Annotated in this window: 14 protein-coding genes; 5 read left to right on the top strand and 9 right to left on the bottom strand. The window is 66.9% G+C overall.

Features of this window, described 5'->3' with window-relative positions; all coding sequences use genetic code 11:
- Nucleotides 1-51: 51 nt before the first annotated feature.
- Complete coding sequence (locus LPB04_RS13495; RefSeq protein WP_227496401.1) at nt 52-1098, top strand: bile acid:sodium symporter family protein; 1047 nt, start codon at nt 52-54, stop codon at nt 1096-1098.
- Between the two features lie 145 nt (nt 1099-1243).
- Here LPB04_RS13495 and LPB04_RS13490 read toward each other — a convergent pair whose 3' ends face one another.
- From LPB04_RS13490 to LPB04_RS13455, 8 genes are all read right to left on the bottom strand, one after another.
- Entirely contained in the window at nt 1244-2650 is a 1407-nt protein-coding gene (locus LPB04_RS13490) for an efflux transporter outer membrane subunit (protein WP_193685081.1), read from the bottom strand.
- Between the two features lie 8 nt (nt 2651-2658).
- Nucleotides 2659-5892 (bottom strand): efflux RND transporter permease subunit, encoded by a 3234-nt coding sequence (locus LPB04_RS13485; protein WP_193685080.1) that lies wholly within the window; start codon nt 5890-5892, stop codon nt 2659-2661.
- On the bottom strand, nt 5889-8987 hold the full coding sequence (locus tag LPB04_RS13480; RefSeq protein ID WP_193685079.1) for an efflux RND transporter permease subunit: 3099 nt from the start codon (nt 8985-8987) through the stop codon (nt 5889-5891). Before LPB04_RS13480 ends, LPB04_RS13485 begins: the two co-directional genes overlap by 4 nt.
- A 28-nt stretch (nt 8988-9015) precedes the next feature.
- Nucleotides 9016-10386, bottom strand: a complete 1371-nt coding sequence (locus LPB04_RS13475) for an efflux RND transporter periplasmic adaptor subunit (RefSeq protein WP_193685078.1) — start codon at nt 10384-10386, stop codon at nt 9016-9018.
- A 269-nt stretch (nt 10387-10655) separates the two neighbouring features.
- Nucleotides 10656-12524 carry a signal peptide peptidase SppA gene (gene sppA, locus LPB04_RS13470; RefSeq protein ID WP_193685077.1) on the bottom strand — a complete coding sequence of 623 codons (1869 nt, stop codon included), beginning with the start codon at nt 12522-12524 and terminating at the stop codon, nt 10656-10658.
- Between the two features lie 28 nt (nt 12525-12552).
- Nucleotides 12553-14022, bottom strand: a complete 1470-nt coding sequence (locus LPB04_RS13465) for a sodium:solute symporter (protein WP_193685076.1) — start codon at nt 14020-14022, stop codon at nt 12553-12555.
- Nucleotides 14023-14195: 173 nt separating this feature from the next.
- The gene (locus tag LPB04_RS13460; RefSeq protein WP_227496400.1) at nt 14196-14627 is read right to left on the bottom strand and encodes a hypothetical protein; all 432 of its coding nucleotides are present in this window, start codon (nt 14625-14627) and stop codon (nt 14196-14198) included.
- A gap of 109 nt (nt 14628-14736) precedes the next feature.
- Nucleotides 14737-16227: an NYN domain-containing protein gene (locus tag LPB04_RS13455; protein WP_193685075.1), complete on the bottom strand. Its 1491-nt coding sequence runs from the start codon at nt 16225-16227 to the stop codon at nt 14737-14739.
- A 390-nt stretch (nt 16228-16617) separates the two neighbouring features.
- Between LPB04_RS13455 and LPB04_RS13450 the strand changes: the two genes are divergently transcribed.
- The gene (locus LPB04_RS13450; protein ID WP_193685074.1) at nt 16618-18270 is read left to right on the top strand and encodes a phosphoethanolamine transferase; all 1653 of its coding nucleotides are present in this window, start codon (nt 16618-16620) and stop codon (nt 18268-18270) included.
- Nucleotides 18271-18401: 131 nt separating this feature from the next.
- Entirely contained in the window at nt 18402-19745 is a 1344-nt protein-coding gene (locus LPB04_RS13445; protein ID WP_193685073.1) for an ATP-binding protein, read from the top strand.
- Nucleotides 19746-19788: 43 nt separating this feature from the next.
- Here the strand turns inward: LPB04_RS13445 and LPB04_RS13440 are convergent, their stop codons facing one another.
- Nucleotides 19789-20208: a DUF1810 domain-containing protein gene (locus LPB04_RS13440; protein ID WP_193685072.1), complete on the bottom strand. Its 420-nt coding sequence runs from the start codon at nt 20206-20208 to the stop codon at nt 19789-19791.
- Between the two features lie 61 nt (nt 20209-20269).
- Between LPB04_RS13440 and LPB04_RS13435 the strand changes: the two genes are divergently transcribed.
- Together LPB04_RS13435 and LPB04_RS13430 are read left to right on the top strand one after the other, a co-directional pair.
- Nucleotides 20270-20485: a DUF3820 family protein gene (locus LPB04_RS13435; protein ID WP_193685071.1), complete on the top strand. Its 216-nt coding sequence runs from the start codon at nt 20270-20272 to the stop codon at nt 20483-20485.
- A gap of 145 nt (nt 20486-20630) precedes the next feature.
- The gene (locus tag LPB04_RS13430) at nt 20631-21026 is read left to right on the top strand and encodes a response regulator transcription factor (RefSeq protein WP_193685070.1); all 396 of its coding nucleotides are present in this window, start codon (nt 20631-20633) and stop codon (nt 21024-21026) included.
- Nucleotides 21027-21042: the final 16 nt, after the last annotated feature.

Below are 21042 nucleotides of genomic sequence, written 5' to 3'. Positions count from 1 at the left end.
CATGCTTGAGGCTAGAATGGCCCATTCACCGACGTTCCCGCCCGAGATCCCATGCGAAGCCTTGCCACTTCTGTCTCCACCCTCATGCGCCGCCTCGCGCTCGACGCCTTCACCATCGGCCTGATGGTCATGGTCCTGCTGGCGAGCCTGCTGCCGGCCACCGGCCAGGCCGCCCTCGTCCTCGGCGACGTCACCACGCTGGCAATCGGCCTGCTGTTCTTCCTGCACGGCGCCAAGCTCTCGCGCGAAGCGCTGGTGGCAGGCCTGACCCACTGGCGCCTGCACCTGCTGGTGCTGTCCGCGACCTTCGTCATGTTCCCGCTGATGGGACTGGCCATCGAACCGCTGGCGTTGAAGCTGCTCACGCCGGAGCTGACGATGGGGATCCTGTTCCTGTGCGTGCTGCCCTCCACCGTGCAGTCCTCGATCGCCTTCACGGCGCTGGCGCGCGGGAACGTCGCGGCGGCCGTCTGCAGCGCCACGGCTTCGAACTTCCTCGGCATCTTCCTCACGCCGCTGCTGGTCGGGACCCTGGTGCTGCAGGGTGCGCAAAGCGCCGGGGGCTCGGGCCTGGCGCAAATCTGGAAAATCGTCGAACAGCTGCTGCTGCCCTTCCTGGCCGGCCAGCTGCTGCGCCCCTGGATCGGCGCCTTCATCGACCGCCATAAACCCGTGCTGCGCTATGTCGACCAGGGCTCGATCCTGCTGGTGGTCTACATGGCCTTCAGCGAGTCGGTCAACGAGGGCTTGTGGCAGCACATCTCGGGCACGGCGCTGGTCGTGCTGAGCGTGCTGTCCTGTGTGATGCTGGCGATTGCCCTCGGCCTGTCCGTCTGGACCAGCCGCCGGCTCGGCTTTTCGAAAGAAGACGAGATCACGATCGTGTTCTGCGGCTCGAAGAAAAGCCTGGCCAGCGGCGTGCCGATGGCCAAGGTGCTGTTCGCGCCGTCGGCGCTGGGGATGATCATCCTGCCGCTGATGCTGTTTCACCAGATCCAGCTGATGGTGTGCGCGGTGCTGGCGCAAAAATGGGCGCGGCGGGCGGAGGAGCCGCAGGAGGCGCCGGCGCCGGCGGCATCCTCGCGCTCAGTACCGTAGCCGCGACGGGCTGCCCGGCCTTCTGCTGCACGACCTGGACGGCGACCGCGCGCCCGTCGACGACAGGCTTCGGATGGCGGAAGAAGAACATGGCAGTCCCTGCTTGAGTGATCGATAACCCCAGCTTGGGCCCAGGCCGTGTATTTCAAGGCTGGCTGCCCGCATGCCAGCCGCCGCCGAGCGACTGGATCAGGGCCACCGCCACCGTCTGGCGGTCGCTCTGCACCTGCACCAGCGAGCGGCGCGCGTTCAGGGCCGTGACCTGGGCCTGCACCACCTCCGTATAGCCCACCTGCCCCGCCCGATAGCGGTTCATGATCTGCTGCTCGACCAGGTCGGCGGCCTCCGAGGCCTGGCGCCGCAGGTCCTGCTGCTGGGCCAGCACGCGGGTTGCCGTGAGCTGGTCTTCGACGTCGCCGAAGGCCGTCAACACCGTCTGCCGGTAGCGCGCGACGGCCGCCTGGTGACGCGCCTCGGCGCCGGCGACGGCGGCGCGCGTGGCGCCGGCGTTGAAGATAGCCTGCGCCGCAGACAGGCCGAAGGACCAGGCCGCGTTCGAGAGCTTGAACAGGTCGCCCACGCGGCTGCCGCTCGTGCCGAGCGAGCCCGATAAACCGATGTTCGGGAAGTATGCAGCGCGTGCGACGCCGATCTCCGCGTTCGCGGCGGCGACCTCGCGTTCGGCGGCGGCGATGTCGGGACGGCGCTGCAGCAGCGTGGCCGGCACGCCGACCGGCACGTCCGGCACCGTCACGCGCCAGTCGGGGAGCGGCGCCAGCGCGAATTCGCTCGGCGCCTTGCCGACCAGGATTGCGATCGCGTGCTCGAACTGGGCACGCTGGCGCCGCAGCGAGAGTTCGTCGCTCTTCGCAGTGGCGAGCTGGGTCTGGGCCTGCAGCACGTCGGTACGGGCGGCGATGCCGGCGTTGAAGCGATTGGTCGTGATCTGCAGCTCGCGCTCGTAGCCGGCGATCGTGCGTTCAAGCAGGGCGCGCTGGGCGTCGAGGGCGCGGATCGTGAAATAGTTCGAAACCAGCTCTCCCTGCGCCGAGAGGCGCGCGCTGGCGAGATCGGCCGCGCTGGCCTCGGCGCCCGCCTGGGCGCTGGTGACGCCTGCGCGCAGGCGGCCCCAGACATCCGGCTCCCAGCTGCCGCCCAGGTTCAGGCGATAGCGGTTGTCCGCGCCCTGCCCGCGTACGCCGGAACGGTCGGCGCCCAGGGTCAGCGAGAGCGACGGGAACAGGGCGGCGCGCTCCTGCTGCACCGCCGCGCGCGCGGCCGCGTAGTTGGCAACGGCGGCGGCCACGTTCTGGTTCGAGACCTCGACGCCGGCGACGAGCGCATCGAGGGTGGGATCGCCGAACAGCTGCCACCACGGTCCGCGCTCGAGCGCGTCGGCAGGCGCGGCCGGCACCCAGCCCTCGAGCTCCTTGAACGCCACGGGTTCGGGCGTGGCCGGGCGCTGGTAGGCGGGGCCGACGGCGCAGCCGGCAAGGCCGAGGGCAAGGGCCATGGAAAACGCGGTCAATCGGAACGGCTTGGATTTCTGCATACAGGGTCTCATCGTGAAATGGAAGGCAGGGCTTCGTCTTCGACCGGATGGCGCGCCAGTTCGCGCTCGCCCGTCGTCGGACGGCGCAGCTTGTCGAGCAGGACGTAGACCACCGGCGTGGTCAGCAGCGTCAACAACTGGCTCGCGACCAGGCCGCCGATGATGGCGATGCCCAGCGGCTGGCGCAATTCGGAGCCTTCGCCGAAGCCGATCGCCAGCGGCAGCGCGCCCAGCGCCGCAGCCAGGGTCGTCATCAGGATCGGACGGAAGCGCAGCAGGCAGGCTTCGCGCACGGCTTCAAGGGCCGAGACGCCCTTCGAACGTTCGAGGTCGAGCGCGAAGTCGATGATCAGGATCGCATTCTTCTTGACGATGCCGATCAGGAGGAATACGCCGATCAGGGCGATGATCGTGAACTCCATGTTGAACATCAGGAGCGCCAGCACGGCGCCCACGCCGGCCGAGGGCAGCGTCGAGAGCACCGTGATCGGGTGGATCAGGCTTTCGTACAGGATGCCGAGCACGATGTAGATGACGACGATCGCCGCCAGGATCAGCATCGGCTGCTCCTTGTTCGATTCCTCGGCCGCGCGCGCTGTCCCCTGGAAGCTGCCGCGCACGTTGGAGGGCATGGCGATGTCGGCTTCCGCCTGCTTGACGGCGGCCTTGCCGTCTTCCAGGTTGGCGCCCTCGGCCAGGTTGAACGACACGGTCGTCGCCAGTTCGCCGTCCTGGTGGTTGACGGAGGTAGGCGTGGCGCTCTCGGCGAAGCTGGCGATGGCGGACAAGGGCACCATCGTCGTGGCGCTGCGGGACAGGGCCGAACCGCCCGAGGCGTCGCGCGTGGCCGTGAGGCTCGATGCCGGCGCCGGGGTGGTATTCGCGGTGGCAGCTGCGGTGGCGGTCGGATTCGCCGGCACGTACACATCCTTCAGCGCCTCCGGCGTCTGCGCATACTTCTGCGCCACGCCCATGATCACGTGGTACTGGTTCAGCTCATCGTAGATGTTCGCGACCTGGCGCTGGCCGAAGTTGTTGTACAGCGCATTGTCGACGTCGCGCGTGCTGATGCCGAGGCGCGAGGCGGTCGCCTTGTCGATCGAGACGAACATCTCGACGCCGTTCTCGGCCTGGTCGGTGTCGACGTCGACCAGCTGCGGCTGGCGCTTCATGGCGTCGGCCAGCTTGCCGGCCCAGTTTTTCAGGTCGCCGGCGTTGTCGCTTTTCAGCGTGTATTGATAGGTCGAGTTGCTCGAGCGTCCGCCCATGCGCAGGTCCTGCACGGGGTTCAGGAACAGCGAGACGCCGGTCACGCGCGCGAGTTTCGGGCGCAGGCGCGCGATCACGGCCTGGCCCTTGTCGGTGCGCTCGGACGCGGGCTTGAGGTCGATGAACATGAAGCCGCCCCCTGCCCGGCCGCCGCCGGTGAAGCCGACGACGGTGTTGACCGCCGGGTCGCGCTTGATGATGTTGACCAGCTGGCGCATCTTGCCCTGCATCGCCTGGAAGGAGATGCTCTGGTCGGCGCGGATGCCGCCGCTGATCTGGCCCGTGTCCTGCTGCGGGAAGAAGCCTTTGGGGGCCGCCGCGAACAGGTAGACGTTCAGGCCGATCACGAACACGAGAATGATCATCACCAGCGCCATGCTGCCCAGCGCCCAGTCGAGCGAGCGCTCGTAGACGCGATGGATCCAGTCGAAGCCGCCTTCCGCCCAGCGCGCCAGGCGGCCCGGCGGACGCTCGATGGTATGCCCTTTCTTCAGCAGCCAGGCGCACATCATCGGCGTGGTGGTCAGCGAAATGACGAGCGAGATCATGACGGCTGCGGACAGCGTCACCGCGAATTCGCGGAACAGGCGTCCGACCTGTCCGCCCATGAACAGCAGCGGAATGAAGACCGCCACCAGCGAGAGGCTGATCGAGAGGACGGTAAATCCCACTTCGCGCGCGCCGACCAGCGCCGCCTGCATGCGGTCCATCCCGGATTCGATATGGCGCGCCGTGTTTTCCAGCACCACGATGGCATCGTCGACGACGAAGCCGGTGGCGACCGTGAGCGCCATCAGCGACAGGTTGTTCAGGCTGAAGCCCAGCATGTACATGACGCCGAAGGTCCCCAGCAGCGAGACCACCGTGGCGACTGCCGGGATGACGGTGGCGCGGGCGCTGCGCAGGAACACGCTCACCACCAGCACCACCAGCAGGATCGAGACCATCAGCGTGAATTCGATCTCGTGCAGCGAGGAGCGGATCGAATTGGTGCGGTCCGAGGCCACCTGCAGGGTCACGTCGCCCGGCAATTGGGCCTGCAGCGAAGGCAGCAGCGCGCGCACGCCGTCCACCGTTTCGATGACGTTCGCCGCCGGCTGGCGCGTGATCAGCACGATGACTGCCGGCTCGCCGTTGAACAGGCCGAGGGTGTTGATGTTTTCCGGACCGTCGATGACGTCGGCCACGTCCTGCAGGCGGATCGCGGCGCCGTCGCGCCAGGCGACGACGAGCCCCCGGTAGTCGGCGGCGCCGCGGCCGTTGGTCGGCGTGTCCGCCTGCGAATAGATCTGCAGGCGGTTGCCGTTGCCCTCCAGCGCCCCTTTCGGCCGGTTCGGATTGCTCGACTGGATGGCGGCGCGCACATCCTCGGCCGAGACGCCGTAGCGATTCAGCGAATAGGGATTGAGTTCGACGCGCACGGCAGGCAGCGAGCCGCCGCCGATCTCGACTTCGCCCACGCCCGGCACCTGGGCCAGGCGCTGCTGGACGATGTTCGAGACCGCGTCGTAGATCTGGCCAGGGGTGCGCGATTTCGAGGTCAGCGCCAGGATGATCACCGGCTGGTCCGACGGATTGGCCTTGCGGTAGGTCGGGTTGCTGCGCAGGGTGGACGGCAGGTCGGCGCGTGCGGCATTGATTGCAGCCTGCACTTCGCGCGCAGCCGAATCGATCTTGCGGTTCAGGTCGAACTGCAGGCTGACGCGGGTCGAGCCGCTGCCCGAGTTCGAGGTCATCTCGTTGACGCCGGCGATCGTGCCCAGCCTGCGCTCGAGCGGCGTCGCCACGCTGCTGGCCATGGTCTCCGGGCTGGCGCCGGGCAGCGAGGCCGAGACCGAAATCGTCGGGTAGTCGACCTGGGGCAGCGGCGAGACCGGCAGCACGAAGAAGGCGGCAATGCCCGCCAGCGCCAGCCCGATCGTCAGCAGGACGGTCGCGATCGGGCGCTGGACGAAGGGCTTCGACAGGTTCATGCGCCGACCTCACGTGGCCTGGCAGGCGCCTTGCCGCTCCAGCGGCGCGAAAGACGATCGAAAGCGAGATAGATCACGGGCGTGGTGAACAGCGTGAGCAGCTGGCTGAGGATCAGGCCGCCGAAGATGGCGAGACCCAGGGGACGCCGCAGTTCGGCGCCCTCGCCCCAGCCGAACATCAGCGGGACTGCGGCGAACAGGGCGGCGAGGGTCGTCATCAGGATCGGGCGGAAGCGCAGCAATGCCGCCTGGCGGATGGCGTCGAGCGGGGATTTTCCCTGGTCGCGCTCGGCCTCGATCGCGAAGTCGATCATCATGATCGCGTTCTTCTTGACGATGCCGATCAGGAGGATGATGCCGATGATGCCGATCACGCCCAGGCCCTGCCCCGTAACCCACAGCGCCAGCAAGGCGCCCACACCCGCCGAAGGCAGGGTCGAGAGGATGGTCAGCGGGTGGATATAGCTCTCGTACAGCACGCCCAGCACGATGTAGACGCAGACCACGGCGGCCAGGATCAGCCACAGCTGGTTCGACAGCGAGTTCTCGTACGCACCGGAAGCGCCGAGGAAGGTCAGCGTCACCGAGGCCGGCATCTTGATGTCGGCGGCTGCGGCGCGGATCGAATCGACGGCCTGGCCGAGCGAAGTCCCGGTGCTGGTGTCGAAGCCGATGGTCGTGGCCGGGTATTGCGCCACGTGGGTGACCTGCAGCGGGGCCTGCTCTTCGCGGATCGTCGCCACCGCCGACAGCGGGGTCGGCTCGCCGGAACTGGTGCGCAGCTGCAGGCGGCCGAGGGCGGCCAGCGACATTGCCTCGTCCTGTTGCGCTTCCAGGATCACGCGGTACTGGTTGGTCTCGGTAAAAATGGTCGAGACGATGCGCTGCCCGAAGGCGCTGTAGAGGGCGTCGTCGATGCTGGACGCCGTGATGCCGAGGCGCGAGGCCGTGTCGCGGTCGATGTGGACGACGGCGGCCGCACCCATCGCACCGGCGTCGGTGGTGACGTTGCGCAGCTGCTCCTGCCGGGCCATGCGATCGACGAGCTTGCGCGCCCATTGCGTGACGGTGGCATTGTCGGCGCCTTCCAGCGACACGCGGTACTGGGTCGGGCCGCTTTCGGCGTCGATGGTCAGGTCCTGGGTCGGCTGCAGATACAGGGTCAGGCCGGCGACGTTCGCGACACGCCGCTTCAGGCGGGTCATGATCTCGTCCGGGTCGCCGTCGCGGTCGCGTTTCAGATTGATCAGCATGGTGCCGGCGTGGAGCATCGTGTTGTTGGCGGCGTCCACGCCCACGTTCGAGGCCAGCGATTCCACGGCCGGATCGTCCAGGATGGCCTTGGCCGCCGCCTGCTGCATCTCGGCCATGCGCGCGTAGGAGATCGCCTGGCGCGCTTCCACGCGCGCCTGCAGCTGGCCCGTGTCCTGGGTCGGGAACAGGCCTTTCGGGATCACGACCCACAGCAGGGCCGTCAGTGCCAGCGTGGCCAGGGCGACGATCAGGGTCAGGCCCTGCCGTGCCAGCACCCAGTCCAGGCCACGGTCGTATTTGTGGATCACGCGGTCGAAGAAGGCCTGCGTCTTTTGCGCCAGGCGGCCCGGCTTTTCTTCCTCATGGCTGCGCAGCCAGCGCGCCGACATCATCGGCACCAGGGTCAGCGACACCACGGCCGAAATCAGGATCGTGATCGCCAGCGTCACCGCGAACTCGCGGAACAGGCGCCCGACCACGTCGCCCATGAACAGCAGCGGAATCAGCACGGCGATCAGCGAGACCGTCAGCGAGATGATGGTGAAACCGATCTGCGCCGCGCCTTTGATTGCCGCCGCCATCGGCTTTTCGCCCTCCTCGATATAGCGCGCGATGTTCTCGATCATCACGATGGCGTCGTCGACCACGAAGCCGGTGGCGATCGTCAGCGCCATCAGCGACAGGTTGTTCAGGCTGTAGCCGAGCAGGTACATGACGCCGAAGGTGCCGATCAGCGAGATCGGCACGGCCAGGCTGGCGATCACCGTGGCGCGCACGCTGTGGAGAAAAGCGAAGATCACCAGCACCACCAGCGCCACGGCCAGCAGCAGCTCGATCTGCACGTGTTCGACCGAGGCGCGGATGCCGGTCGTGCGGTCGGACAGCACGTCCAGGCGGAGCGAGGCCGGCAGGCTGGCCTGCAGTTCCGGCAGGCGCTCCTTGATGGCGTCCACGGTGGCGATGACGTTCGCGCCCGGCTGGCGCTGCACGTTCAGGATGATGGCCGGCTTCAGGTTGGCCCAGGCGCCGAGGCGCACGTTCTCGGCGCTGTCGACGACCTTCGCCACGTTATCCAGGCGTACGGGAGCACCATTGCGGTAGGCGACGATCAGGTTCTTGTAATCGTCGACCGTCACCAGCTGGTCGTTGGCATTGATCGCGTAGGCGCGGGTCGGGCCGTCGAAGCTGCCCTTGGCGCTGTTGGCGTTGGCCGCCGTGATCGCGGTGCGCAGCGAATCGAGGCCCATGCCGTAGGACGCCAGCGCCTCGGTATCGGCCTGGATGCGCACGGCCGGACGCTGGCCGCCCGAAAGCGAGACCAGGCCCACGCCCGAGACCTGGCTGATTTTCAGGGCGAGGCGCGTATTCACCAGATTCTGGATTTCGGTGAGCGGCACCGTGTCGGAGGTGATCGCCAGGGTCAGCACCGGCGCGTCGGCCGGATTGACCTTGGCGTAGACCGGCGGCGCCGGCAAATCGGCCGGCAGCAGCGAGCCGCCGGCATTGATCGCGGCCTGCACTTCCTGTTCGGCCACGTCGAGCGTCTGGCCGAGGCCGAACTGCAGGGTCACGATCGAGACGCCGGTGGCGCTGGTCGAACTCATGCGCGACAGGCCCGACATCTGGCCGAACTGGCGCTCCAGCGGCGCGGTGACCGTGCGCGCCATGACCTCGGGACTGGCGCCGGGGTACAGGGTCTGTACCTGGATGGTCGGGAAGTCGACCTGCGGCAGCGCGGACAGCGGCAGGAATTTGTAGCCGACCAGGCCGGCCAGCACGATGGCCAGCATCAGGAGGGCCGTCGCGACCGGGCGGCGGATGAAGGGGCCGGAGGGGCTCATGAGCGGCCCCCACCGCCGACGGCGGCACTCATTGCGCTGCTCCCTCGCGCTGGCGGCGCGGACGTTCGCCCTGCGCGCCCTCGCCGGCACGTCCGCCTTGCCGTCCACCTGCCCCGCCCTGCGGCCGGTCACCCGGCAGCGTCACTTTCGCGCCGTCCTTCAGGCGGTCCGCACCTTCGGTGATCACCTGCTCTCCGGCCTTCAGCCCGGTCGCCACCTGCACCTTGTCGCCCGTCGCCTGCCCGCGCGTCACGTTACGCAGCGCCACCGTCTTCTCCTGCGGATTGAGTACGTACACGAAATCGCCGTTTGCCCCATGGCGCAGCGCGTTGACCGGCACCACGACGGCGCCCTCGATCGTGCGCACTTGCAGGCGCAGGTTGACGAACTGGCTAGGGAACAGCTTGTTGTCGGTGTTCTCGAAACGCGCCTTGGCGCGCACGGTGCCGGTCTGGGTGTCGACCTGGTTGTCGAGCGCGGCGAAGCGGCCGGTGGCGAGCGTGGCGCTGCGGGTGCGGTCGAGCGCGATCGCCGGCAGCCTGGCGTTCTGGGCAATGCGGCCTTGGAGCTCCGGCACCTGGTCCTGGGGCACCGCGAATTCGACGTCGATCGGCGAGAACTGGGTGATCACGGCGATGCCGTTGGCGTCGCCGCTGGACACCAGGTTGCCGATGTCGACCGTGCGCAGGCCGACGCGCCCGGAGATCGGCGCCTTGACCTGGGCATAGCTCAGGTTCAGCCGCGCCAGGTTCTCGGCCGCGGTGTCGGTCTTGACCGTCGCCTGCAGCTGTTTTACAAGGGCCGCCTGGGTATCGACTTCCTGGCGCGCAATCGAGTCCTGTTCCAGCAAGGTACGGTAGCGCGACAGCAGCAGGCGCGCATTTTCCAGCTGGGCTTCATCGCGCTGGCGCTGCCCGGTGGCCTGCAGGAGCGCGATTTCCGACTGGCGCGGGTCGATCGTGGCCAGCACCTGCCCGGCGCGCACGACCTGGCCTTCCGTGAAGTTGATCTTCTGGAGCACGCCCGAGACCTGCGGCCGCACCGTGGCCACCGCCGCCGGCGTCACCGTGCCCAGGGCCTCGAGCGTTACCGGGATGTCGACCTGTTCGGCCGTCGCCACGCCCACCGTGGTGGCCGGCGCACCGCGGCGTCCCCCGCCTCCACCAGGACCGCGAGCACCGCCTCCGCTGCCCGCTGCCGCTCCTGCCCCGCCACGTGCACCCGCGGCGGCGCCGGGGCCACCTGCGGCTTGCGGCGGCGTGCGATGGGTCAGGTACCAGGCCAGCGCCGCCAGCGCCGCCATGGCCAGCACGGCGATGATGCCGCCGATGACCTTGCTGCGCTTCCTGGCACGCGTATCGGGACTGGGGGTCTTGTTCGGGGAAACGGTGGAATCCATGCTCATCCTTGATAGTCGGCTTGCTGAATACACAAGTAATCAGCTCGGAATGTAGCACGCCCCACCGCAAGGATATGTTTCGTAACGTACATAGCGCGGCCGTCAGGAAACCCGGCTGGCGGCCTTGCCGGGACGGTCTTTACACCGCTTTACACCATAGGAGGAAATAGGCAGGAGATGGACGAAAAAAAGGCGCCGGATGTCCCGGCGCCCTTCCTGCAGTTTGTAACAGCCGATACAAATCCGCTACATGGATGAAGCTCCAGCCACTATGGCAGCTCGCACAGGCAGTGCGTCACGGCCGCGAACGGCTTCTTGCCGTCGGCCAGTTCCGACAGCCAGCCCAGGTCTTTCGCGGCCCCGGCCACGGCGCCGGCCGGCAGCGCCGCTGGCAGCACACCCTGCAGCATGCCCAGCTTGACCTCGATCTTGATGGCCTGGACGCTGGACACGCCCAGCAGCGACAGCACGCGCTCCAGGCTGGAACCCGGACGCTGGACATAGGCGACGCGGAAGTCGTCCTTCAGGTGCGCGCGCCTGGCGGCCGAACGCAGCGCGTCGCCATAGCTGCCCAGGCGGTCGACCAGGCCGCGTTCCTTGGCCTGGGTGCCGGTCCAGACCCGGCCCTGCCCCACTTCGTCGATCTTCGCCTGCGTGGTCTTGCGTGCGGCGGCGGCCTTGGTCGTGAACTCGCGGTAGACGTTGTTGATGCTGGACTGGACCAGTTGGGCGAAGCGCGGGTCGAGCGGGCGCAGGGGGTTGTAGGCGTCCGCCAGCCAGGTGGTCGTCACGCCGCCCGTGCGCACGCCCAGCTTGTCCGCGACCTTGTCGGCCGTCGGCAGGATCGCGAATACGCCGATCGAGCCGGTGACGGTCGAGGGGTCGGCGATGACTTCATCGGCCGCCATCGAAATCCAGTAGCCGCCGGAGGCCGCGACGTTGCCCATCGAGACCACGACCGGCTTGCCGGCCGCGCGCGTGAGTTCCAGTTCGCGCCGGATCAGTTCCGAGCCGTAGGCGCTGCCGCCGGGCGAATCGACGCGCAGCACCACGGCCTTGATCGCATCGTCCTCGCGCGCGCGGCGGATCATGTTGGCGGTCGAGACGCCGCCGACCACGCCCGGGCCGCCTTGTCCATCGGTGATTTCGCCGGCGGCGACGATCACGCCGACCGCGTCGCCGAAGGCCTTCTGCGGATTGCGCCCGAGGTAGTCGCCGTAGGAGACCTGGCGGAAACTCTTGGCCGACTCGTCGTAGGCGCCGCGCTTGATCATCAGCGCGCGCACTTCGTCCTTGGTCTTGATGCCGTCGACCAGTTTGAGGTTCAGCGCCACCTGCGCCGCATTGCCGCCGGTCGCTTCCATCAGCTGCGGCAACTGCTCGATGCCGCGCGCCACGGAGCCCGGCGCCAGCTTGCGGTTCTTCTCGACGGTGGCCGTGTAGCCGTTCCACAGCGCGCCGTAGAGGAAGGTGTCCGCTTCCAGCGCCGCCTGCGAGGGGCCGTTGGCGATATAGGGCTCGGCGAAGCTTTTATAGGTGCCGACCTTCATCAGGTTGACCGTCACGCCGAGCTTGTCGAGCGCGTCGCGATAGTAGTTGCGGCGCCGGCCGAAACCTTCGATCAGGACCATGCCCATCGGGTGCATATAGACTTCACTGGCGTGCGAGGCAAGCAGGTAGCGCTTCTGGTCGAAGTTGCCGCCCCAGGCGATGACCGGCTTGCCGGCCGCCTTGACGCGGTCGATCGCGGCGCCGGCTTCGTGCAGCATGGCCAGGCCGCCGCCGTCGAGTTCGTCCAGCAGCAGGTAGACGCTGCTGATGTTCTTGTCCTTCGCGGCCGCATCGAGCACGACCAGCAGGTCGCGCAGCTCGACCGTGCGGCGTACCTCGCCGCCGACATTGGCCAGCAGGGCGTCGCGCAGGCCGCCGCTGTGCTCTTCGACCAGGTCGCCGCGCAGCTCGAGCACCAGCGCCGTTTTCGAGGCGAGCGGCTTGGTGCCGCCGCCGAACATGGTCACCAGCAGGACGATGACGATGAGCAGGAACAGCGCGTTGAGCACGAAGCGGCGGGTGGCATCGAGGCCGCGCCAGAACATGCCGACACCGCGACGCAGGGAAGTGAGAGGCTTGAAGGACATCGGAACTCCGCTAAATGAAGGGGGGACGTCAGGCAGTAACCGTCAGCTTGTTCGCCGTCTCTTTGTGAGAGATCGCAAACAGGCCAACGAATACGAGTATGCCATTGACCATCAACAGTTCAAGTCCCAGCCGATAGCTGCCGAGCAAATATTGCTGATAGAACTCAAGGATGGCGCAAAGAACCGGCGCGCCGACCGTCACGAACGGCACCAGCCGGTCGGTCAGCGTGCGTTTGGTGAGCATGCCGAAGGCGAACAGGCCGAGCAGCGGACCATAGGTGTAGGCCGCCAGTTTCAGGATCACGCCGATCATGCTCGGCTCGTCGACCGCCTTGAAGCCCAGCACCAGCACCAGGAACAGCAGCGCGAAGCCCAGGTGGACGCGGCGGCGCAGGCTTTCCTGGCCCGCCACGTCGAGATCCTGGCGGCGCTTGATGCCGAGGATGTCGATGCAGAAGGTCGAGGTCAGCGCCGTGATGGCACCGTCGGCGCTCGGGAACAGGGCCGAGACGAGCGCGATCAAAAAGATGATCTGCACGGTGGCCGGCAAGTGGCCCATGACGACGGCCGGGAAGATCTTGTCGCCGGTGGCCGTGACGCCGGCCAGCGGCGCGTACAGGTAGAGCAGCCCGCCCAGGAACAGGAAGGCCGAGAGCACGACCACCAGCACCAGGGTCAGGCTCAGCAGGTTCTTTTGCGAGTCGGCCAGGGTTTTCACCGAGATCGTTTTCTGCATCATTTCCTGGTCCATGCCCGTCATCGTCAGCACGATGAAGATGCCGGCCACGAACTGCTTCCAGAAGAAGTTCGGGCTGTCGACATCCATCGTGAAGATGCGCGACAAGCCTTGCGCGCGCATGGCATCCAGGCTTTGCGGGATCGACATGCCGAGTTCGCCCAGCAGGAACCAGACGCAGGCGAACAGGCCGAACAGCATGCAGGTGGTCTGCAGGGTATCGGTCCAGACGATGGTCTTCACGCCGCCCTGGTAGGTGTACATCAGGATCATGGCCAGGATCACCAGCGTAGTCAGCCAGAACGGGATGCCGAGGCTGTCGAGGATGATGGCCTGCAAAATATTCACGACCAGGTACAGGCGCGCGGTCGAACCGAGCAGGCGCGAAACGATGAAGAAGCCCGCCCCGCTCTGGTAGGCGCGGCGGCCGAGGCGCACGTCGAGATAGTGGTAGATCGAGGTGAGTTTCAGGCGGTAATACAGGGGCAGCAGGATGTAGGCCACCGCGACATAGCCGAAGACATAGCCGATCAGGATCTGGCCATAGCCGAAGGCATCCTTGCCGACCGCGCCGGGTACGCTGATAAACGTTGCGCCGGACAAGGTGGTGCCGACCATGCCGAAGGCGACCAGCATCCAGTTGCTGCTCTTGTTACCGATGAAGAAGCTGTCGTTGTTGGCGTTGCGGGAGGTGGCCCAGGCGACGCCCAGCAGGAGCGCGAAATAGCCGATGAGGATGCAGAAGAGAAGAACCGGGGACATGTGTTTCCGTGGGTGTTGACGTTTCGCCCAGCAATATACACCCAGACGGGGGAACGGACCATCAGCGCTTCGTAGGGTGGGCATTCATGCCCACGCGGTGATAGTCAGCCGCGAGATCAGCGAGCGCGAAAGCGCAGCCGACGCGTATCACCGCGTGGGCACGAGTGCCCACCCTACGCCTCCTCTCCCTCCACCCGTTCGAACGGCCCGATGCAGGTCTCCATCGTCTCGTCGCTGCACATCAGGAACAAGGCCCCCGACGGGTGGAAGCGCACGAAATTGGTCGCCTGGGTGCCGACCTTCATGATCTCGCCCGAGCAGTCCTTCTTGCCGTTGTCCTTCACGATGCGGTCCTCTAACTTGTAGAAGCCCTTGACGCTCGGCTTGTCGGGAATCCGGTATTCGCTTTCGGAGACTTCTTCCTTGCTGGTGACCAGGGTGGTGCCGTCGCCGCGGAAGCGGTAGGTTTCGACGCAGTGGAGTTCGGGCAGCGCCAGGCGCCAGATGCCGAGGATGGGGTGGGTCGCCAGCGGCGCGGGTGGCGCCGCCTGGACCGAAGAAGCGAGGGCAACGAGGGACATCAGCAATCCGGCAAGCGCACGCATGACAGCTCCTTCCACCACGGTTGTACCACCAATCGGTCAGACCGCAGGATGCGGGACCGGTTGCCCGTCCCGCACCCGCTTGCTGCCGGGCCCTTCTCCGGCTTCCCTGCTACGCTGCCTTCGGCTTGGCCGGACGGCGGCTGCGCGCGGCCGGCTTGCGTGCCGGACGAGCCGCGCCGCTGCGGACCGGCCTGGCGCCCTCGGCGACATTGCCGTTCACGTCGTCCTCGTGGACATCGTCCTCTTCCAGCTCGCTGTCGGCAGCATGACGGACATCGCTGGCCTCGATCCTGGCAACCGGCGCCGTGATCTCGGCCACCGGCACCTGCGCAGCCGGCGCGTCGGCCTGGCTGGAGTCGGCCGCAGGCTCCACGACCGGCGCCCCCTTCTTCGCGGCCGGCTTGCGTGGTGCGCGGCGACGCTCCTTCTTGGCGGGCGCCGGCGCTTCTTCCAGCACGGCCGGCTCGACGGCGGCGATCACTTCTTCCAGGGCAGCCGGCGCGGGCCAGGCCTCGGCCCCTTCGTCCACGGCCGGCTCGCTCACTGCTTCGCCCGGCCCTTCATCGGCTTGCACCGCCTCGACCGCCTCGTCCGGCGTCACCGCCACGAACGGCGCCTCGCCGCGCGCGCTCTTGCGGCCACGGCCGCCGCGGCCGCGCTTGGTCTTGCCTTCTTCCTTCGCCTCGCCTGGCGCGGCTGCCTCGTCGCCTTCGGCATGCGCGTCGGTGCCGGCCATGATGGTCTCGGCCATGCTCAAGCCCTCGGCCGGCTGCGCGGCGTTGGCGCCGCTGGTGCGGTAGACGTAGGTCCCGGATTTTTCGTCGCGGCCGAATTCGAACAGGCCGCGTACCTGCGCCTCTTCCAGCAGGTTGCCGAAGGTGCGGAAGCCGTAATACACCTCCGAGAATTCCGGACGACGGCGTTTGAGGGTGTCCTTCAGCAGCGAGGCCCAGATCTTGCCGGTGTCGCCGCGTTCCGAGACCAGCGCGTCGAAGGTCTCGACCACCATTTCCAGGGCTTGCGTCTTGCGCGCCTCGAGTTCTTCCTTGCGGCGGTCGTCGCTCGGGCGCTTGTTGTTCTGCGGGGCGGCCTTGCGTTCGTCGCGCTTGGCGGCGGCGCGGCGCACTTCGCGTACCAGGTCGTCGTAGAAGATGAATTCGTCGCAGTTGGCCACCAGCAGGTCGGAAGTCGACTGCTTGACGCCCACGCCGATCACCTGCTTGTTGTTCTCGCGCAGTTTCGACACCAGCGGCGAAAAGTCGGAGTCGCCGCTGATGATGACGAAGGTGTTGACGTGCGACTTGGTGTAGCACAGGTCGAGCGCGTCCACCACCAGGCGGATGTCGGCCGAATTCTTGCCCGACTGGCGCACGTGCGGGATCTCGATCAGTTCGAAATTCGCTTCGTGCATCGTCGACTTGAAGCCCTTGTAGCGGTCCCAGTCGCAGTAGGCTTTCTTGACCGTGATGCTGCCCTTGAGCAGGAGGCGCTCGAGCACGGGCTTGATGTCGAATTTTTCGTAGTTCGCGTCGCGCACGCCGAGTGCGACGTTCTCGAAATCGCAGAACACCGCCATGCTGATGTTATCGGATGAAGCCATAGTTGTTATTTTCAGTAATTGGGAAGGACAGACACTCCGCGGATTATACGCACAACATCGGTTTGTCCCGCGCATGGCGCGGCATCGGCGGCACGAAATGCATGCCGTCTCTTGAAAACCTGTCCATGCCAAAAAATATTCTTCAATATGGAATATGCATATACAGCTCAAGCGTATACACTTGCCGGCGCGAAGTGAGTTTGTTCCTGCAATGCAATCTTTCAATCCGGAAGCTGGTATTGCGGTTCGACGCTACAACCATAGAGACAGAAGCCTGCATGAATCCATCGAAGCACATCGACGTTCGCCTGCTCAACCTCTTCCCCGGCCGGCCTTCCCGCGCCGGCAAACTCGCCTGATCCGCGCACCCTCAGCCGCACGCCCCAGGCCATGACTTCCTGCATCCACGAACGCGTCGTGCACGCGACGCCGCGCCTGCGCGCGCAGGCGGCGCTGCGCGGTCTGGCGCCGCTCCTGCTGCCGATCTGCGCCCTGAGCTTCGCCATATTTGCCGGCCACGACGGCACGCGCGTCTGGCAGATGCTGGTGCTGGCGCTGCCGATCTGGTTCTGGCTGTGGTGGCCCTGCGCGACGCGCGGACGGCGCCTGGCGCAGGCCATCGTCTGCTTCGCCGCCGGCCTGGCCTTCGTGATCGACGGCGCCGTGCGCGGCTTCCTGCTCGCGGCCTACGATGCGCTGCCCAACAGTTCGATGGTGCTCAGCGCCGTGGCCAACACCACGGGCGACGAGTCGATGGAATTCGTCAGCATGTACTGGCGCGACCTGCTGGCCTGGTCCGGCTTCGCCCTCTTGTGCGGCACGCTGCTGGCCTGGGGCCTGGTGCGCTGGTGGCGTTCGCCGCCGCGCGTGCCGGAGCCGCGCGGCTGGACCATCGTGCTTGCGGCGCTGATACTGGCGCTGATCGTCGGCGCCTTCGCCAGCAAGCCCACGCGGCGCCATCATCCGCTGCTGTTCTGGCCCCAGTGGTCGCAGGACGTGACGCAATTGCGCCAGGAATGGGCCAGCCTCGGGCGCCAGCGCAGCGAACTGCTGGCCAGCGCCACGGCGCTCGCGCCGACGCTGTCGAAGAACGGTCCCGACACCCTGGTGCTGGTCATCAGCGAGAGCATGAACCGCAGTAACCTCGGCAGCTACGGCTACCAGCGCGCCACCTCGCCCGCCCTGTCCGAGCGCCAGCGCCTGCTCGGCGGCCAGCTGCAGGTGTTCCGCCACGCCTGGTCGGTGAATGCCTCGACCGTGCCGGCACTGCGCAACCTGTTCTATTTCGGGTCCCCGGAAGCGCATTCGCGCGTGCACCTGCTGGCGCTGGCGCGGGCCGCCGGCTACCGCACCTTCTGGATCAGCAACCACAACGACCTCGCGATCGAGCAGGAACATGCGCGCCTGGCCGACAGCGTGCAAATCCTGAACAACATGCCGGGACGCGGCTCGCGCGCGCTGGACGGCCAGGTGCTGCCGGCCGCACGCGCCGCGCTGGCCGACCCGGCGCCGCGCAAACTGATCGTCCTGCACATGCTCGGCCTGCATCCGCACTACCGGATGCGCCACCCGGACGGCGCCAGCCCCTACGCCCACGCGCTCGACCGCGTCGACGCGCGCCTGCGCAGCGAAGGCCGCCCGGCCTGGCTGCGCGAACTGCGCAACGACTACGATTCGGCCGTGCGCTACCACGACAGCACGGTAGCAGCCACGCTCGACCTCTCGCGCCAGGCGGCGGGCAGGCAGACCTGGGTCTTCCTGTCGGACCATGGCCAGGAGGTCGGCCACACGACCGACCGCGCCGGCCACAGCGCCACCACGCCCGACGGTTACCGCATTCCGCTGATGCTGTGGAGTTCCTTCGCCGACCCGGCGCCGGGCCAGGCCCTGACGGCGCCGGTGCGCGGCGACTGGTTCGGTTTCAGCCTGGCGCGCCTGCTCGGCATCGAATGGCGCGGCGCGCATCCGGGACGGGACGTGCTCGATGGGCGTTATCGGTGGCAGGCGCCCAGCTTGCCGTTGACGATCGATTTCGGGACCTGAGGCCTGGAGAATCTGGCAACCAAGCTTGCCGAACCGAGTATAATTCCGTTCAGAAATAGTCATTGCGACTATCCTTCCCGTGGTTCACGGCTTCCTCTTCGCAGAGCCTCCCAGGCAACCACCCATACCGCATGATTGAAAAAATACTGTCCCTTGGTGTCAATACCGAGTTTGACGTTATTGCCGCGCGCCAGCGGGCGCGTCAGATTGCGGAGGCCTGCGGCTTTGGCGCCCTCGACCAGGCGCGCATCAGCACCGTCGTGTCCGAGCTGGCCCGTAACATCTATAACTATGCGCGTACCGGCTCGGTGTCGTTTGCGGTCAGCGGCGCAGTGGCGCCTCAAAAACTGCTGATCACCCTGGAAGACCGGGGCAGCGGAATCGCCGACCTCGAGCTGATCCTCGCGGGGAAGTACCGTTCGACCTCGGGCATGGGCCTGGGCATCCTGTCGGCGCGGCGCCTGATGGAAGATTTCGACATTGCCAGCAGCGCCGCCGGCACCCGCATTACCGTCGGCAAGCCCTTCCTTGTGCACACGCCCTTCATCGGTGCCGACACCTTCCGCGCCGTCGTGGCGAAGTTCGAGGCGCTGCCCGACCAGGCGGCCTTGTCGGAAGCACGCCACCAGAACCGTGAGCTGACCGATGCCCTGAGTGCCTTGCAGGCGCGGCAGGATGAGCTGCTGCTGGTGACGACGCGCCTGGAGGAACGAAATCGCAACATCGAGGCGCTCTACGATCTGCTCGACGATAAAGCCGTCGCATTGCAGCAGGCGGATCGCAGCAAGAACGAGTTCCTGGCCACGCTCAGCCACGAACTGCGCGGCCCGCTGTCGGCGGCCGGCATGGCCGCCACCCTGCTCCAGCCGGCAGGCGTGAGTTCGGAGCGCGCCAACCAGATGGGTGAACTGATCGGCCGCCAGGTCGCGCACATGAGCAGGCTGGTAGAGGACCTGCTGGACGTCTCGCGCGTCAGCCGCGGCCTGGTGCAGCTGGAGCAGGCCCCGGTGGAACTGGCCGCGATCGTGGCCGCGGCCGTCGAGCAGATGCAGTCCCTGGCGGACCGCAAACACCACCGCATCGAACAGCAGCTCGGGACGGCCCCCTTGCTGGTGCTGGGCGACCGCACGCGATTGATCCAGGTGCTGAGCAACCTCCTCGGCAACGCCATACGCTACACCGCAAGCGGCGGACACATCCGCATCGCGCTGGAACAACGCGGGCCGATGGCGGTGCTGCTGGTAGCGGACAACGGCAAGGGCATTACAGCCGAGCTGATGCCGCGCCTGTTCGACCTCTACGCGCAGGGTGAAGTGTCGTCGGACCGCACCGACGGCGGCCTGGGACTGGGCCTGGCCCTGGTGCGCAACCTGGTCGAGGCGCACAAGGGAAGCGTGGCCGTGGACAGCGCCGGCGAAGGAAAAGGAAGTGTGTTTACTGTGCAATTACCTCTGCACATAGAGGCGAGCCTGTAGGCGCCGGCCCATGTGCAGGCTTGCGAAAGCGCGCCGCGTCTTTCTAGAGCCGGTCGAGCGTCGCGCTATCGGGCCGCCCGTCGAAGAACTGGTCGAGACAGGTCTGGAACACGGCTTCGTCGGGCGCGACGTCGTTAAACAGCGTCATCGAGGAATGGAATTTGCGGTCGTCGGGACTGTCGAAGATCTCGCCTATCGTCTTGTCGCGGTGCGATGCAACGAGGCGCGCGCATTCGCGCAGGCGCGGCCCGAGCACGGGATGCGCCAGGTAGGCGGCGGCTTCGTCGCCCGATCCGATCGCATAGGTGCGCGCCATCTCGCTCTGGCCCAGTCCGGCAATCTGGGGAAAGACGAACCACATCCAGTGGGTGCGCTTTTTGCCCGTGCGCAGCTCGGCCAGGACTTCGGAATACACGGGATCCTGGGCGCTGACGAAGCGGTCGAGGTTGAATTCATTGTCCATGGCGATCTCCCAAGAATACTTATGCTACCTCTTTCGCCGTTTTTGCTAAAGTGGCGCCACCATGACACCCGAACACCTGCTCCTGCTGCTGACACGCGAAATGCCGTATGGGAAGTACGAAGGCCGGAAAATCGCCGACCTGCCGGGCCATTACCTGGGCTGGTTTGCGCGCGAAGGCTTTCCGCGCGGCGAACTGGGCGAGCTGCTGGCCCTGATGTACGAACTCGACCATAACGACCTGCGCGCCCTGCTCGATCCGCTGCGGGGTGCGCGCTGAAGCCAGGCTTGGCCCCCTGACCGTTGCTTCTTAGCAACGATCAGCGGCCTCGACCGGCCTTCTCCCGCTCGCCGGCCACATCGAATGGCGCCCCGGGCGCGGGGCTTGGCTATAATCGGCTTCATCCCCTCCTTACCGACACTGCATGCAACCAGATCCGGCCACCGTCCCCACTGTCCTCGTCGTCGAGGACGACGAACATATTTCGCAGGTCCTGCGCTTCATGCTGGAACGGCAGGGTTACCAGGTCGTACACATGGCCGACGGGCGCGCCGCGTCGCAGCACATCGCCACCTCGAATCCGCCGGCCCTGGTCCTGCTCGACGTGATGCTGCCGTATGTCGACGGCTTCGAGATCGTGGGGCAGATCCGGGCCAGGGACAGCTGGCGCGATGTGCCGGTGCTGATGCTGACCGCCAAGAACACCGAGCGCGACACCGTGCGCGCGCTCGACGCCGGCGCCAGCGACTTCGTCATCAAGCCCTTCCAGCCACAGGAACTGCTGGCACGCGTGCGCCGCTATCTCCGCCCCAGCGCCTGACGGGCGCGAGGACAGC

The sequence above is a fragment of the Massilia litorea genome (assembly GCF_015101885.1).
GTDB classification, from domain to species: domain Bacteria; phylum Pseudomonadota; class Gammaproteobacteria; order Burkholderiales; family Burkholderiaceae_D; genus Telluria; species Telluria litorea.
The sequence above is the reverse complement of the archived record's forward strand: the minus strand, read 5'-3'. Positions and strand labels throughout refer to the sequence as shown.

Bases quoted from the DNA above. Each gene is read 5' to 3' on its own strand.
- LPB04_RS13495 (WP_227496401.1), top strand. From the start codon at position 52: ATGCGAAGCCTTGCCACTTCTGTCTCCACCCTCATGCGCCGCCTCGCG.
- LPB04_RS13490 (WP_193685081.1), bottom strand. From the start codon at position 2,650: ATGCAGAAATCCAAGCCGTTCCGATTGACCGCGTTTTCCATGGCCCTT.
- LPB04_RS13485 (WP_193685080.1), bottom strand. From the start codon at position 5,892: ATGAACCTGTCGAAGCCCTTCGTCCAGCGCCCGATCGCGACCGTCCTG.
- LPB04_RS13480 (WP_193685079.1), bottom strand. From the start codon at position 8,987: ATGAGCCCCTCCGGCCCCTTCATCCGCCGCCCGGTCGCGACGGCCCTC.
- LPB04_RS13475 (WP_193685078.1), bottom strand. From the start codon at position 10,386: ATGGATTCCACCGTTTCCCCGAACAAGACCCCCAGTCCCGATACGCGT.
- sppA (WP_193685077.1), bottom strand. From the start codon at position 12,524: ATGTCCTTCAAGCCTCTCACTTCCCTGCGTCGCGGTGTCGGCATGTTC.
- LPB04_RS13465 (WP_193685076.1), bottom strand. From the start codon at position 14,022: ATGTCCCCGGTTCTTCTCTTCTGCATCCTCATCGGCTATTTCGCGCTC.
- LPB04_RS13460 (WP_227496400.1), bottom strand. From the start codon at position 14,627: ATGCGTGCGCTTGCCGGATTGCTGATGTCCCTCGTTGCCCTCGCTTCT.
- LPB04_RS13455 (WP_193685075.1), bottom strand. From the start codon at position 16,227: ATGGCTTCATCCGATAACATCAGCATGGCGGTGTTCTGCGATTTCGAG.
- LPB04_RS13450 (WP_193685074.1), top strand. From the start codon at position 16,618: ATGACTTCCTGCATCCACGAACGCGTCGTGCACGCGACGCCGCGCCTG.
- LPB04_RS13445 (WP_193685073.1), top strand. From the start codon at position 18,402: ATGATTGAAAAAATACTGTCCCTTGGTGTCAATACCGAGTTTGACGTT.
- LPB04_RS13440 (WP_193685072.1), bottom strand. From the start codon at position 20,208: ATGGACAATGAATTCAACCTCGACCGCTTCGTCAGCGCCCAGGATCCC.
- LPB04_RS13435 (WP_193685071.1), top strand. From the start codon at position 20,270: ATGACACCCGAACACCTGCTCCTGCTGCTGACACGCGAAATGCCGTAT.
- LPB04_RS13430 (WP_193685070.1), top strand. From the start codon at position 20,631: ATGCAACCAGATCCGGCCACCGTCCCCACTGTCCTCGTCGTCGAGGAC.